Source organism: Ornithinimicrobium cerasi (assembly GCF_003702705.1).
Classification (GTDB): Bacteria; Actinomycetota; Actinomycetes; order Actinomycetales; family Dermatophilaceae; genus Ornithinicoccus; species Ornithinicoccus cerasi.
Genome location: NZ_QZMN01000002.1, coordinates 311,833 through 325,363 on the forward strand (window position 1 = coordinate 311,833; position 13,531 = coordinate 325,363).

Sequence of the window (13,531 nt, forward strand, 5' to 3'; positions counted from 1 at the left end):
GGGACCGACCTCTCCGGGGCTTGGGTGGGTGCGGGCGATCGCCCGACCATGCATTGTGTCACCGTTCCCGGGCACTCCCGCACCCGAGCCCACCGCGTGATGAGATGGGGTATGCCGTCCGCACCCCTCCGCGAGCTCGTCGCCTCGACCGCGCTGCGCCTGGGCCCCGAGGCCCCCACCCTGTGCTCCCCCTGGACCGTGCAGGACCTGCTGGCCCACCTGGTGGCCCGCGAGTCCCGCCCCGACGTGCTGCCCGGTCTCGGGGCGCGCTCCGGCCGGCTGGCCGACCACACCGCGTCGGTGCAGCGCGACCTGGCCCGCGGCTCGACGCTCCCCGAGCTGGCCGAGCAGGTGCGGACCGGACCACCCCGGTGGTGGCCCACGCGGCTGCGCGTGCTCGACGACGCGGTCAACACCGCCGAGCTGGCCATCCATCACGAGGACATGGTCCGCGCCCAGGAGGGGTGGGAACCGACGGCGCTGCCCCCGGACGTGGAGGCCGCGCTGTGGCGGACGCTTCGCACGGGAGGACGGCTCTTCTACCGCAGCGCCCCGGTGGGCGTCGTCGTCGTGGCCGAGGGGCACGGGCGTGCCTCCCTGCGCCGCCCGCCGGCCGAGGCGGGCACCGTGGTGGTGCGGGGGCGGCCGCTGGAGCTGCTCCTGCACGCCTTCGGCCGGACGGACGTGGCCCGGGTCGTGGAGGAGGGTGACCCGGCCGACCTGGCGTCGCTGGCGGCCTCCCCCCGTGCCGCCTGACGGCGAGGATCAGCTCGCCGCGACGGTCCTGGACGCCCTGGCTCGCACCTCCCGGCGCCCGGTGCTCGTGGGCCTGGACGGTCGCAGCGGCTCAGGCAAGACCGAGCTCGCGGAACGGCTGAGGGCCGGGCTCGTCAGCCGGGGACGGACAGTGACGGCGGTCCACCTCGACGACCTCTACCCCGGCTGGACCGGGCTGGCCGCCGGGGTGGGCGTCCTGCGCGAGCACGTCCTGGAACCCCTGCGCGCGGGGCGGGAGGCGGCATACCCCAGCTGGGACTGGACCGCGGACGCACCCGGGCCCCGTCGGGCGGTCGAGCCCGCCGAGGTGGTGGTCGTCGAGGGCGTGGGAGCCCTGGCCGGGGGCTGCGCGGACCTGCTGGACGTGCGGGTGTGGCTCGAGGCACCGACGGACGTGCGCCGGTCCCGGGCGCTGGGGCGTGACGGCGCGACCACCGCCCCCTGGTGGGACATGTGGGCCGCGCAGGAGGACCTCGTGCTGGCCGCCGGACGCCCGGTGGCTGACGTGGTGGTCGACACCACCACGGTCCGGGTGGCTGGGACAGACTGAGGGCATGAGCTCCTCCAGGAGAGGGTTCCGGACGGGCGGGCAACGGCTCTGGGAACCGGTCCGCGACCAGCTCGGCCCCGCCAGCGCCAGGGGTCGGCTGCTGCGGCTGCGGGCTCGCGCCTGGCTCATCGTCCAGGCGGCCTCCGGCGCGGCGCTGGCGTGGTGGGTCGCGCAGGACCTCCTCGGGCACCCCCTGCCGTTCTTCGCCCCGGTGACGGCGGTGATCTGCCTCGGGCTCACCTATGACGACCGGGTACGCCGGATCCTCGAGCTGACGATCGGCGTGGCGATCGGCATCCTCGTGGGCGACCTCTTCGTGCAGGTCTTCGGCTCCGGGGTGTGGCAGATCCTCGCCGTGTGCGTGGTGGCCATGTCGCTGGCCGTCCTGCTCGGCGCCGGGCAGCTGCTCATGATGCAGGCCGGGATCCAGGGGGTCATCATCACCACGCTGGTCGCCGGTGAGGGTGAGGCCCTGGGCCGGTGGGTCGACGCCCTGGTCGGGGGTGGGGTGGCGCTCGCCATCGCCATGCTCGCGCCGATGCGCTCGACGACCGAGCGCCCGCGCGAGCGGGCGATCGACGTCGTGGGCCACCTGTCCCAGGTGCTGACCGACACCGCGCAGGGTCTGCGCAACCGTGACCCGGGCCGGACCCGGGGGGCGCTGACCACGGCGCGTGAGCTGTCCCGTGAGCTGGACGCCCTGCGGGACGCGACGGCCGAGGCCCGGGCGGCCGCCCGGCTCGCGCCGCTGCTGAACCGCTCGCACAAGGAGGACGTGCGGGAGGTCGGCGAGCTCCTGGGCCCCCTCGACCTGGCGATCCGCAGCGTGCGGGTGCTCGTGCGACGGGCCGAGATCGCGGTGCGTGAGGAGGAGTTCGTGCCCGATACCTACATCGACATGGTCACCGGGCTGGCCGAGGCGAGCGCCACCATCCAGGAGCACCTGCGCAGCCGCACCCCGCTGGAGGCCGCCCGTGAGGACCTCGTCCACGTGGCCCGTGCCTCCACCTGGAGCCACTCGCGCGCCGGGCTCTCCGCAGAGGTGATGCGGGCCCAGGTGCGGTCAGCGGTGGTCGACCTGCTCGTCGTGTCGGGCATGACCACGGCCGAGGCGCGCCGTCGCGTACCGGAGACGCCGGAGGAGTTCGACCCGAGCCACCCTCCTGAGGAGGAGGACGGACCGGCCCGGTCGCGGGCGGAGCGGCCGGGGCGGCCGGGCCCGGCTCAGTCGTCCTGACCGCCGGACGGCCGGTGGTGGTGCTGGACGAGCGCCGCCAACCGGGCCGCCTCGCGGCGCGCACGCTCCCCGTCCGCCCGCTGGATGGCCATGACGGCGACCTCCTCGGTGTCTGTCAGCTCGAGGACGGCCCACGGGTCGCCCCCGGAGAAGCCGACCCGGACGATCTGCTCCCACGCCAGGTCGTGGGTGCGGACCAGGTTGACCACCCGCAGCCCCTCCGTCGACGGCTCGGCGCGGATCACGGCGTACCTCCAGAGGAAGGCGGCCCCCACCAGCCCGATCAGCGCGATGGCGACCCGGCTCACCAGGGACATCGTGGGGTCGGTGCCCAGCGGCATCGGCGAGAGGGCCGCCACCAGCACGAAGACGACGGCCGAGGCGAGGGCCATCGCCCTGGCCACCCACGCCCCGGTCACCGGTCGGAAGGTGTCGTAGGGCCTCCGTGACGTCGTGGGGGTCATGGCGCCAGGGTACGGTCCTCCACCAGTGGTGGCGGACCTCCCGTGGGGGCCTCGACGCGGGCGGCGCGGCGCCAGACGACGAAGCCCCAGAGGACGAAGACCCCGTAGACGGCGTAGAGGATCGCCGAGGGGTAGTAGCCCGAGTGCCACAGCAGCGGCACCCCGACGAGGTCCACGGCGATCCACACCAGCCAGAAGTCGACCCACCCGCGCGCCATGGCGTAGGTGGCCAGCATCGACCCCACGAAGATCCAGGCGTCGGTCCAGTAGTACCAGCGGGGTGCCGGCCAGCCGGCGCCGACCTGGGCGAAGAGCCACTGGGACAGCACCACCAGGACGACCGCCGCGAGGAGGTATGTCGTGCGCTCGGCCGCAGTCGCCCAGCGCGGCGTGATCGCGGGGGCACCCTTGGCCCGCCCGCGCCGGGAGCGGTTCCAGACCCACCAGCCGTAGACGCTGGTGGCGATGAAGAAGACCTGGCGCGCGGCCTGGCCGAAGAGGCTGTGCTCCTGCGGGGTGGCGAACCACACCCCCATGAAGACGGTGAAGAGCAGGGCGTTGCCCACGATGCCCACCGGCCACGCCCAGACCGTGCGGCGCATGCCCAGGACGGCGGAGGCCAGGCCGAAGACGTTCCCGACGACCTCCCGCCAGGCGATGGTGTGTCCCATCACGGTGAGCTGGGCGTCGAAGAGGTCGTTCCAGACGGTCACGACCGCGTCCCCGGCGGGCGGGTGGCCGGGGTGGCCTCCCTGGCCCGGGACCGCAGCAGATCGATCCGGGCGGGCACGTCCTCGGCTCCGTAGACCGCGGAGCCGGCGACGAAGACGTCCGCCCCCGCCTCGACGCACCGCCCGATGGTGTCCAGGGACACCCCGCCGTCGACCTGCACCCAGATCTCGCCGCCGTGGCGCCGCACCGCCTGCCGGACCTCGCGCACCTTGTCCATCTGGTCGACGAGGAAGGACTGCCCGCCGAACCCCGGCTCGACGGTCATGACGAGGACCATGTCGACCTCGGGCAGCAGCTCCTCGTAGGGGGCGAACGGTGTCCCGGGCTTGACCGCGAAGGCCGCGCGGGCACCCTCGGCCCGGATCGCCCGAGCGGTGCCCACGGCGTCCCGCACGGCCTCGACGTGGAAGGTCACCGACCGGGCTCCCGCCTCGGCGTAACCGGGCGCCCAGCGGTCGGGGTCCTCGATCATCAGGTGGCAGTCCAGGGGCACCGGGCTGACCCGTGCCAGCGCCTCGACCACCGGCAGGCCGAGGGTGAGGTTGGGGACGAAGTGGTTGTCCATCACGTCCACGTGCGCCCAGTCGGCGTCGCTGATGCGACCCAGCTCGCGCTCGAGGTTGGCGAAGTCCGCGGACAGGATCGAGGGGCTGATCTGCAGGTGCGGGTGCGACATGCGGATCACCCTAGGCGGCGCAGCAGGGCCACGAACATGCCGTCCGTGTCGTGCCGGTGCGACCACAGCTGCGCCCAGAGCTCGCCCTCGGCGCCGGTGCCCCCGAGCACCTCCCCCGACCGGTCGCGCAGCCACGGCCGCACGTCGACCAGCTCCACGTCCGGGCGGCGCTTGAGGACGTCCCGGACGACGAGGGTCGTCTCGGCGATGTGCGGGGAGCAGGTGGCGTAGGCGACGAGCCCGCCGGGGCGGACGGCGTCGAGGGCCGAGCGGAGGAGGTCGCGCTGGAGCGGACCGAGCCCGCTCAGGTCGTCGGGGCTGCGTCGCCAGCGGGACTCGGGACGCCGCCGCAGGGCGCCGAGCCCCGTGCACGGCGCGTCCACGAGCACGCGGTCGTAGGCGGCCGGCTCCTGGGCACCCACCTCCCGCCCGTCGGCCACCGTCACCTCGACCCGGGCGCCGGCGGCCACGGCCGCGCGCAGGGTGTGCCGGACCAGCTCGGCCCGGTGGGGTGAGACCTCGTTGGCGCGCAGCGACGCACGGCGCGGCAGCGCCAGCGCGGCCAGCAGCCCGGCCTTGCCGCCCGGGCCGGCGCACAGGTCGAGCCAGCGCTCGTCCGGACCCTCCAGGGGTGCGTCGACGAGGGCCAGCGTCAGCAGCTGGGACCCGGCGTCCTGGACGGCCACCCGGCCGTCGCGGACGGCAGAGAGCACCCCGGGGTCCCCGGACGGCAGCGTCCAGGCCGTCGGGGCGACCGGGGACGGGACGGCTCCGGCGTCCTCCAGGGCGGCCGGGTCCACGAGCCCGGGCCGGGCGACCAGGGTGAGAGGGCCGGGGTCGTTGTGGGCGGCGAGCAGGGCGGGCAGCTCCGCGTCCGCCCCCGCCGCCGTGCTGCCGTGCGCGACGAGCGCGGCGCGAAGGGCACGGACGACCCACTCCGGGTGCGAGTGCTCGAGGGCCAGCCGGGAGAGCGGGTCGGGGACGTCCGCCGTGACGGCCTGCACCCAGTCCTCGCGGCTGCGCTCGGACACCCGGCGCAGGACCGCGTTGGCGAAACCTCCGGCCCCCTGGCTCACGTGCTGGCGCGCGAGCGCCACGGTGGCGCTGACGGCGGCATGAGCCGGCACGCGCATCCCGAGGAGCTGGTGCGCACCCAGGCGCAGCACGTCCAGGACCGGGGGGTCGATGCTCGCGGCGGCCCGGTCGGCGGCCACCGCGACGACGGCGTCGTAGAGGCCCTGCAGCCGCAGCGTGCCGTAGGTCAGCTCCGTGGCGAACGCCGCGTCCCGGCCCCGAAGGCGGGCCCGGCGCAGGGCGGCGGGGAGCTCGAGGTTCGCGTACGCCCCGTCGCTGCCGACGGCGCGCAGGACCTGGTAGGCCACGTCGCGGGCCGGGTCACCCTGCCTCGACCGTTCGGCCGGCCGCTGGGCGGACCGTGGCCGGGGCCCCCTCCGCCCGGTCCCGTCAGGACCTCGGCCCTGCCCGCGCTCACCCGCCAAGTCGCTCACCCTCCTCCGGACGCACGCCCCGAGCCCAGTCCGCCGCGGGCATGTCCTTGCGCCCGTGGGGGCGGACGGTCCCCAGCCTCACCGGCGTCGTGGCGGTGCCGACGAGGACCTCCTTCCTGCCCGCGTGCAGCTGCCCCGGCCCCAGGCGCGGCACCGTCCCCCCGTCCTCGACCGGCCGCACGGGGTCCAGCTTGAGCCGTTCCCCCCGCCAGGTGGTCCACGCGCCGGGGGCCGGGGTCATGGCGCGCACCAGCCGGTCGACCGCGAAGGCCGGGCGTGCCCAGTCCACCCGCGCGTCCGCGACCTCGAGGCGGGGGGCGTGGCTGACGCCGTCGGCCGGCTGCGGGGCGGGGACCAGGGTGCCCGCCTCGAGCGCGTCGAAGGTGGCCACGAGGAGCTCAGCCCCGGACACCGCCAGCCTGCCCAGCAGGTCACCGCTGGTGTCGCGCGGCCGGACCGACTCGGTCAGTCGCCCCAGCACCGGCCCGGTGTCCAGTCCCTCCTCCAGGACGAAGGTGACCGCCCCCGTGACGTCGTCACCGGCCAGCACCGCGTGCTGCACCGGGGCGGCGCCCCGCCACGCGGGCAGCAGCGAGAAGTGGAGGTTGACCCAGCCGTGCGGCGCGAGCGCGAGCAGGTCGGGCGGCACCAGGGCGCCGTAGGCGACCACCGCGCACCCGTCGGGCCGCAGCGCCTCGAGCTGGGACCGCACGCCCTCGTCGCGCAGGCGCTCCGGGGCCAGCACGGGCAGGCCGGCGGCCTCGGCCACCGCGCGCACCGGCGAGGACCGGGTATGCCGTCCCCGTCCCGAGCGGGCGTCGGGACGGGTCAGCACTCCGACCACCTCGTGCCCGGAGGCCAGGAGCGCCTCCAGCGACGGGACGGCCACCTGGGGCGTGCCCGCGAACAGGACCCTCACGTCATACCCCCGCCGGCGCGGACGGCGGTCAGAAGGTGTCCTTCTCGTCCGAGATGGTCCCGCGGAACTCGCTGATGTCGTCCACCTGAAGCTCGGCGATCTCCTCCCCCTGGGCGAGGAGCAGCTCGTGGCGTTCGCGACGGCGGCGCTCCTGCTCGATCGGGTCGGGGACGGGGGCCGCCGCGATGAGGCGCTGGGTGTACTCCTCCTGCGGGTTCTCCATGATCTGCTCGCGGGGACCGGCCTCGACGACCTTGCCGTTCTGCAGGACGACGACCTTGTGCGCGAGCAGGTCGATCACCGCCAGGTCGTGGCTGATGAAGAGGCAGGCGAAGCCGAACTGGTCCTGCAGCTCGGCGAAGATCTTCAGCACCCGCGCCTGTACCGACACGTCCAGCGCCGAGGTCGGCTCGTCCGCCACGAGCAGCTCGGGGTCGAGCGTCAGGGCGCGGGCCACGCAGATGCGCTGTCGCTGACCGCCGGAGACCTCGTGGGGGTAGCGGTTGTAGACCTCCCGCGGCAGCTGCACCGCCTCGAGCAGGTCGTAGACCCGCTGCTGGCGGCTCTTGCGGTCACCGACCTTGTGGACCACCAACGGCTCGGCGATGCAGTCCCCGATGGGGAGCCGGGGGTTGAGCGAGGCCGCGGGGTCCTGGAAGATGACGCCGATCCGCTTCCGCAGGCTCTTCAGCTGCCCGCGGTTCATCGAGATGACGTCCTCGCCGAGCAGCTTGAAGTCGCCGCTGGCGGCCGGGATGAGACCCAGGGCGCAGCGTCCGATGGTCGACTTGCCGGAACCGGACTCGCCAACCAGCCCGACGATCTCCCCCTTGCGGACGTCGAAGCTCACGTCGTCCACGGCGCGGAACGGGGGCTTGCCCAGGCGCTGGTACTCGATGACGAGGTTGCGCAGCTCGATCGCCATCGGCGCCTGCGCGTCGACCTCCTCACGGACGCGGATGCCCATCTGGCCGCGTCCGGCGCCCATCCTCGGGACCGATCCGAGCAGCATCCGGGTGTACTCGTGCTGGGGGCGCAGCAGCACCTCCTCCACCGTGCCGCGCTCGACGATCTCACCCTTGAACATCACCGCGACGCGGTCGGCCATGTCGGCGACGACGCCCATGTTGTGGGTGATGAGCAGGATGCCCGTGTTCAGCTTGTCCTTGAGCGAGCGCAGCAGGTCGAGGATGTCCGCCTGCACCGTGACGTCGAGGGCGGTCGTGGGCTCGTCGGCGATGATGACCTTGGGGTCGCAGCTGATGGCCATGGCGATGACGACCCGCTGGCGCTGACCGCCGGAGAGCTCGTGCGGGTACTTCTTCATCTGGCGCTCGGGCTCGGGGATGCCGACCATGCCGAGCAGCTCGACGGCGCGGTCGTGGGCCGCCTGGCCACGGGCGACGGCGTGCAGCTCCATCGACTCGATCATCTGGGTGGCGATGGTCAGCACCGGGTTGAGCGCGGTCATCGGCTCCTGGAAGACCATGGCCACGTCGTTGCCTCGCAGCCGGCGCATGTTTCGCTCGGACAGCCGACCGACGTCCTTGCCGGCCACGTTGACCGCCCCGCCGATCCGGGCGTTGCTCGGGAGCAGGCGCATCGCCGTCATCGAGGTCACCGACTTGCCCGAGCCGGACTCGCCGACGAGCGCGACGACCTCACCGGGGCGGACGCGAAGGTCTACACCCTTGACGGCGTGGACGCTGCCGAACTCGGTCCTGAACCGGACGTCGACGTCGTCGAAGGCGAGCACGACCTCCTCGCCCTCGAGCGGCGTGCCGGAGCCGGTGTAGGTCTGGTCGCCGTAGTTGTCCGTCGTCGTGGTCATCAGTCGGCGGTCCTGTTCTGACGGGGGTCGAAGGCGTCGCGCAGACCGTCTCCGAGGAAGTTCACGGCGAGGGCGATGGCCAGGATGATCATGCCGGGCCACCAGAAGAGCCAGGGCCGGGACTGGAAGCTGTTCTGGTAGGTGGAGATGAGCAGCCCGAGCGAGGTGTCCGGCGCACGCACCCCCCAGCCGAGGAAGGACAGGGCTGACTCGGTCAGGATGGTCGCGGCGATCGCCAGGGTGGCGCTGACGATGATCGTCCCGACCGTGTTGGGCAGGATGTGCTTGAAGATGATCCTGCCCGAACCGGTGCCGATGGCCTCGGCGGCGGCCACGAATTCGCGCTCGCGCAGCGAGAGCACCTCGCCGCGCACCAGGCGGGCCAGGCCGGTCCAGCCGATCACCGAGAGCAGGAAGGCGAGCGGCCAGATGCCGCCGTTGGCCATCTTGCCGAAGACCGCCGCCAGGACAAGGGCCGGGATGACGATGAACAGGTCGGTGATGCGCATCAGGATCGCCTCGATCCACCCGCGGTAGAACCCCGCGACGGCGCCGATGATGGTGCCGATGATGGTGGAAAGGAGGCCCACGGTGAAGGCCACGATCAGCGAGCGCTGGGTGCCACGCATGGTCAGGGCGAAGTAGTCCTTGCCCGCGTTGTCCTGGCCGAACGGGTGCTCGCCCAGCGCGGGCGGCCAGAGCTCAAGCGTCGGCCGACCCTGGTCCAGTACCAGTCCGCCGCGCCAGTACTCCTTCTCCCACCACCCCGGGAACCACCCGTAGCCGATGGAGCTGAAAGCGAAGACCGTGATGACGACCAGACCCGCCAGCGAGACCATAGCCCCACGGTGACGCAGGAAACGGCGACGCACGAGCTGGCCCTGGGAGTACGACTTCTGCGACAGGTCGAGTGGCTTCTCGACCGAGTAGGTGGTCGCGTCTCCGTCGGCGCCCGCGCCGTCTGCGCGGTCCGTGACGTCGTCCATCCGGTCGGGGTCCTGGGGCGCGGCCTTGTCCTGCTGGTACGGGACGGGCGAGAGGCCCTCACGGCCGCTGCCGGGCGTCCTGGGCAGGTCCTGGTCGGGTCGGTCGTCACCTGGCGGGGTAGGCCGGTCGCTCATACGGAGGTCCTTCGGGTGCGGGCGGGCGTCAGGTAGCGTCGGGTCACGGGCACGCTCACCGCCGGATCCGCGGGTCGAGGAAGGCATAGGCGATGTCGGCCAGCATGTTCATGATCACGGCGGCACCGCCTGCCACCAGGTAGTACCCCATGACCGGCGCGGGATCCACGGTGTTGAGGCCGTCCCGGAACACCGCGCCCAGACCCTTCCAACCGAAGATCGTCTCGGTGATCACCGCACCACCCAGCAGGCTGGCGAAGTCGAAGGCGACGATGGTGGTGATAGGGATCAGCGCGTTGCGCAGCGCGTGCTTGGAGTACACCACCCGATCCGACAACCCCTTGGATCGCGCGGTGCGGATGTAGTCCTGGTTGATCGTCTCCAGCATGGAGGCGCGTGTGTAGCGGCTGTAGCCGGCGATCGAGACCAGGGTCAGGACCATGGTCGGCAGGATGAGCTGGACGCCCCAGTCGAAGATCTCCGCCCAAAAGGTGTCGTCGAACTGCGGGATGCCGGAGCCGATGGTGGAGATGGGGCGCGGCTTGATCTCCAGGAACGCGCCCCAGTTGCGCAGCAGGCGGTCCATGAAGACGAGGAAGCCGAACGCCACCCCGGTGCCGATCGTGACGAACATCGAGAGCTTTCGCTCGAACCCGCCGAAGAACCAGCCGATCGCGCCGGAGACCACCACGGTCGCCGCGAGCAGCCCGAGGATGACCAGCCACCCGGAGGGGTCGGCCATGATCGGGGCGGTCACGAAGTAGGCGACCAGCCCGGCGGCGACCGTGACGAGGCCTGCTACGACGATCTTGCGCTGGGAGAGCCCGACGGTGAGGGTGAGGAAGAAGGCGAGGGCGAGGAGCGCGCCGACGAGGATGAGCGGCAGGCCCAGGGCGGGCCGGCGCCACCAGCCGACCTGGTCGAAGGCGAAGACCGCTCCGAACACGGCGGCGCCGGTCACGAGGAAGGTCAGCGCCTGCCGTCGGATGTCGCCGCCGAGGACGGAGGCCACCAGGAGCGCGAAGACCAGCGCGACCACCGCCATGGCTGTCGTCGACAGGGCCGGGTCCGCGATCCAGTTGTTGAAGCGGATCGCGCCGAAGTCCTTCAGCAGCACGGCCGCCCAGAAGACGGGCAGGGAGAAGAAGAGGAAGGCGAGGAAGGTGATGCTGTAGTCGAAGCCGGAGTACTGCCGGATGGCGGACAGCACGCCGAGCGCGATGCCGATGACGATGGCGAGGATCACCGACAGGGTGACCAGGCGCAGGCTCGCCCCCGCGGCGTTGACGATCATCGTGTTGACGTTGGCCCCGTTGCGCGTCGTGCCCAGGTCGCAGCTCAGCACCAAGCACTTGCTCGCCCCCACCAGCCAGGTCAGGTAGCGCTGCCACCAGGGCTGGTCGAGGTTCATGTTCGCTCTGCGCGCCGCGATGAGCTGGTCGCGGTTCTCCGCGTTGCTTTCCCGCAGGTCAGCGAGGGGGTCACCGGAGTTGATGGTCGCGAAGAACATCAACGCAGATCCCATGAGCAGGACCACCGAGGAGATGGCGATCCTGCGAACAATGAACTGAAGCACGGGGGCTTACCTTCCTCGGAGAGCCACAGCTGCGTGGCTCGGTGACCGGGAGACTCTAGCCGACTCCCTGGTGAAGTGCCATCGCGTCAGGGTAGGCCGGTCGGGACTGGTCTGACCGCTTGCCGCGCCGTAGCCGCCGGCGTTTCCCGCTGGTCGCGCCACGGGGCGGGAGGGCGGTAGCCCTCCCGCCCCGTGGCGGTGAGCGGCCCGGGTGACGGAGTCACCGCGGACGGTGCGGGATGACCGGGTCGATCAGTTGGCGCGGACCCACTGCTCGGCGTTCCACGACACACCCGTCTGGGTGGAGTTGTGGCGGACGTTCTCGAGCGTGTTGTCGTAACCGACGACACCCGGGTGCGCGAACACCGGGATGCCGAACAGGTCGTCCCACAGGAGCTTCTCGATGATCTTGGTCTGCTCCAGGTGGACTGCGGGATCGGTGGAGGCGGCGAGAGTGTCCCAGGCAGCGTCCACTTCCTCGTTGCTGTACTTGCCGTAGTTCTGCGGACCGTCGGTCTGGTAGATGCCCGCACCGGAGGCGATCTGGCCCGAACCGGCCCACGCGAACAGGGCGACCTCGTAGTCACCGGTGTCCAGCGGACCGCCGGGCTCGAACATCTTCGGGTCGGCCGCGTCCGTGATGTTGAAGCCCGCCTCGTCGCAGGAGGACTTGATCGCGGCGACCTGGTCGGTGCGGCGCTGGTTGGGCGCCGAGTAGGCGATCCTGACCTCGACCGGCGCGGTGAGGCCGGCCTCCTCCAGCTTGGCCTTGGAAGCCTCGATGTCGGCGGTGTCGTAGCGGCCGTCGTAGGCCGCGTCCACAACCTCCTGGTAGTCGGGCATGAAGTTGAACTTCTCCCGCAGGTTCAGGACCTCAGCCTCGGGGTTGATGGGCTGGATCAGGTTCTGGACGATCTGCTGGCGCGGCACGCACAGGGCGAATGCCTCGCGGGCGGCCAGGCCACCCTCGTCGTTGGAGAACACACCAGTGCCGTGGTTGAAGTCCAGGTGCTCCCAGGTCATCTCGTCGCCCTTGAGGATGCCGATCGTGTCGGACATGCCCTCCAGCTGGGTGACGGTGTCAACCGTGGCCTGCGGCTCGATGACGTTGATGTCACCGTTCTGCAGGGCCTGGACCTGGGCCTCGGGGGCCACGAACCGGAACGTCAGGTTGGCCGTGGCCGGAGCCGGGCCGAAGAACGACTCGTTCGGCACGAGCCCCAGGGACTGGCCGGACTCCCAGGTGGAGCCCTCGAGGGTGTAGGGCCCCGAGGACGGCACGAGGGACTCGTCGGAGATCTGGTAATCCGGGAAGAGCCAGCCGGTGTTCCAGAACTCGGCCACGGTGGCCACCGTCTCGGCGTCACCGTCGAGGATGGCCTGCGCAAGAGCATCGGGCTCAAGGCCGGCTTGCTCTGCTGCCACATGGGACGGCAACGCGCTGCTGATCAGCAGTTCCCAGTCCGGGTAGGGCTCGGGATAGGTGACCGTGAAGGTCTTCGACCCCGGCTCGGTCTCCGGCGCCTCGGTGACGTACTGCGCGGTGGTGCCGACGGGGTTGAAGCCCAGCGCCTCAGCGCCGCCCATGGACTCGGGGTTGGTGGAGACCCAGTCCAGGAGGTAGTCATTGGCCGTTACGGGCGTGCCGTCAGACCATACGGCCTCGTCGGAGATGGTGTACTCGACGGTCAGCGGGTCGTCCGAGGTCTTCTCGTAGGAACCGAACCACTCGTTGGGGTAGATCGTGCCATCGGTGCCCCAGTACCAGAAGCCACTGAACAGTTGGTTGTTGACGACCGAGTTGTACGTGGAGTTCGTGTCCGCGGTCACGCCGTTGTAGGCGTTGTACTCCTCGGCGCCGCTGGAGAAGGTGACGACGTCGTCCTTCGGGGTCACGTCGCCGAGGTCGGCCTTGGCGGTGTCGCCCTCGGCGCCGGTCTCGCCACCGGCGGCGTCGGAGGTGGCTGAGCCGTCGTCGCCGCCTGTCTCCTCGCCCGTGTCGTCACCGGTCTCGTCGGCCGCGGGCGCCGAGGTGGTGTCCTCGGTCGTCTCGGGGTCGGACGTGCAGCCGGCCAGGACGAGGGCTCCGGCCGCCACTACGGCCATGGTCGCGCGCCTGATCTTCAATGTTCCTCCTAGT

12 protein-coding genes are annotated in these 13,531 nt (G+C 71.9%); 3 read left to right on the forward strand and 9 right to left on the reverse strand.

The window, feature by feature from the left end; genetic code table 11:
• The first annotated feature begins 111 nt into the window (after window positions 1-111).
• Genes D4B81_RS03325 through D4B81_RS03335 form a run of 3 tightly spaced genes read left to right on the forward strand, consistent with a single transcriptional unit; the run spans window position 112 to window position 2,564 of the window.
• Entirely contained in the window at window positions 112-756 is a 645-nt protein-coding gene (locus D4B81_RS03325; RefSeq protein WP_122261064.1) for a TIGR03085 family metal-binding protein, read from the forward strand.
• Complete coding sequence (locus D4B81_RS03330) at window positions 746-1,327, forward strand: nucleoside/nucleotide kinase family protein (RefSeq protein WP_237565780.1); 582 nt, start codon at window positions 746-748, stop codon at window positions 1,325-1,327. The genes D4B81_RS03325 and D4B81_RS03330 overlap by 11 nt, the downstream gene beginning before the upstream one ends.
• 4 nt (window positions 1,328-1,331) lie before the next feature.
• Complete coding sequence (locus D4B81_RS03335) at window positions 1,332-2,564, forward strand: FUSC family protein (RefSeq protein WP_122261065.1); 1,233 nt, start codon at window positions 1,332-1,334, stop codon at window positions 2,562-2,564.
• On the opposite strand, the gene D4B81_RS03340 is transcribed toward D4B81_RS03335, so the two are convergent.
• From D4B81_RS03340 to D4B81_RS03380, 9 genes are all read right to left on the reverse strand, one after another.
• On the reverse strand, window positions 2,552-3,028 hold the full coding sequence (locus D4B81_RS03340; protein WP_122261066.1) for a PH domain-containing protein: 477 nt from the start codon (window positions 3,026-3,028) through the stop codon (window positions 2,552-2,554). The two genes, D4B81_RS03335 and D4B81_RS03340, sit on opposite strands and share 13 nt — an antisense overlap.
• A complete protein-coding gene (gene pnuC, locus D4B81_RS03345; protein WP_122261067.1) occupies window positions 3,025-3,741 on the reverse strand; it encodes a nicotinamide riboside transporter PnuC in 717 nt (238 codons plus the stop codon). Before pnuC ends, D4B81_RS03340 begins: the two co-directional genes overlap by 4 nt.
• Window positions 3,738-4,436 carry a ribulose-phosphate 3-epimerase gene (gene rpe / locus D4B81_RS03350; RefSeq protein ID WP_237565781.1) on the reverse strand — a complete coding sequence of 233 codons (699 nt, stop codon included), beginning with the start codon at window positions 4,434-4,436 and terminating at the stop codon, window positions 3,738-3,740. The genes pnuC and rpe overlap by 4 nt, the downstream gene beginning before the upstream one ends.
• A gap of 5 nt (window positions 4,437-4,441) precedes the next feature.
• Window positions 4,442-5,944: an RsmB/NOP family class I SAM-dependent RNA methyltransferase gene (locus tag D4B81_RS03355; protein ID WP_419866228.1), complete on the reverse strand. Its 1,503-nt coding sequence runs from the start codon at window positions 5,942-5,944 to the stop codon at window positions 4,442-4,444.
• Window positions 5,925-6,863 (reverse strand): methionyl-tRNA formyltransferase, encoded by a 939-nt coding sequence (gene fmt / locus D4B81_RS03360; RefSeq protein WP_122261068.1) that lies wholly within the window; start codon window positions 6,861-6,863, stop codon window positions 5,925-5,927. Before fmt ends, D4B81_RS03355 begins: the two co-directional genes overlap by 20 nt.
• A gap of 28 nt (window positions 6,864-6,891) precedes the next feature.
• On the reverse strand, window positions 6,892-8,694 hold the full coding sequence (locus D4B81_RS03365) for an ABC transporter ATP-binding protein (protein ID WP_122261069.1): 1,803 nt from the start codon (window positions 8,692-8,694) through the stop codon (window positions 6,892-6,894).
• Complete coding sequence (locus D4B81_RS03370) at window positions 8,694-9,815, reverse strand: ABC transporter permease (protein WP_237565782.1); 1,122 nt, start codon at window positions 9,813-9,815, stop codon at window positions 8,694-8,696. Before D4B81_RS03370 ends, D4B81_RS03365 begins: the two co-directional genes overlap by 1 nt.
• 55 nt (window positions 9,816-9,870) lie before the next feature.
• A complete protein-coding gene (locus tag D4B81_RS03375; protein ID WP_122261070.1) occupies window positions 9,871-11,391 on the reverse strand; it encodes an ABC transporter permease in 1,521 nt (506 codons plus the stop codon).
• A 252-nt stretch (window positions 11,392-11,643) separates the two neighbouring features.
• Window positions 11,644-13,497 (reverse strand): ABC transporter substrate-binding protein, encoded by a 1,854-nt coding sequence (locus D4B81_RS03380; RefSeq protein WP_122261071.1) that lies wholly within the window; start codon window positions 13,495-13,497, stop codon window positions 11,644-11,646.
• Window positions 13,498-13,531 lie beyond the last annotated feature (34 nt).

Coding starts and splice junctions, on each gene's coding strand:
- D4B81_RS03325 (WP_122261064.1), top strand. CDS start 112: ATGCCGTCCGCACCCCTCCGCGAGCTCGTCGCCTCGACCGCGCTGCGC.
- D4B81_RS03335 (WP_122261065.1), top strand. CDS start 1,332: ATGAGCTCCTCCAGGAGAGGGTTCCGGACGGGCGGGCAACGGCTCTGG.
- D4B81_RS03340 (WP_122261066.1), bottom strand. CDS start 3,028: ATGACCCCCACGACGTCACGGAGGCCCTACGACACCTTCCGACCGGTG.
- rpe (WP_237565781.1), bottom strand. CDS start 4,436: ATGTCGCACCCGCACCTGCAGATCAGCCCCTCGATCCTGTCCGCGGAC.
- D4B81_RS03365 (WP_122261069.1), bottom strand. CDS start 8,694: ATGACCACGACGACGGACAACTACGGCGACCAGACCTACACCGGCTCC.
- D4B81_RS03370 (WP_237565782.1), bottom strand. CDS start 9,815: ATGAGCGACCGGCCTACCCCGCCAGGTGACGACCGACCCGACCAGGAC.
- D4B81_RS03380 (WP_122261071.1), bottom strand. CDS start 13,497: ATGGCCGTAGTGGCGGCCGGAGCCCTCGTCCTGGCCGGCTGCACGTCC.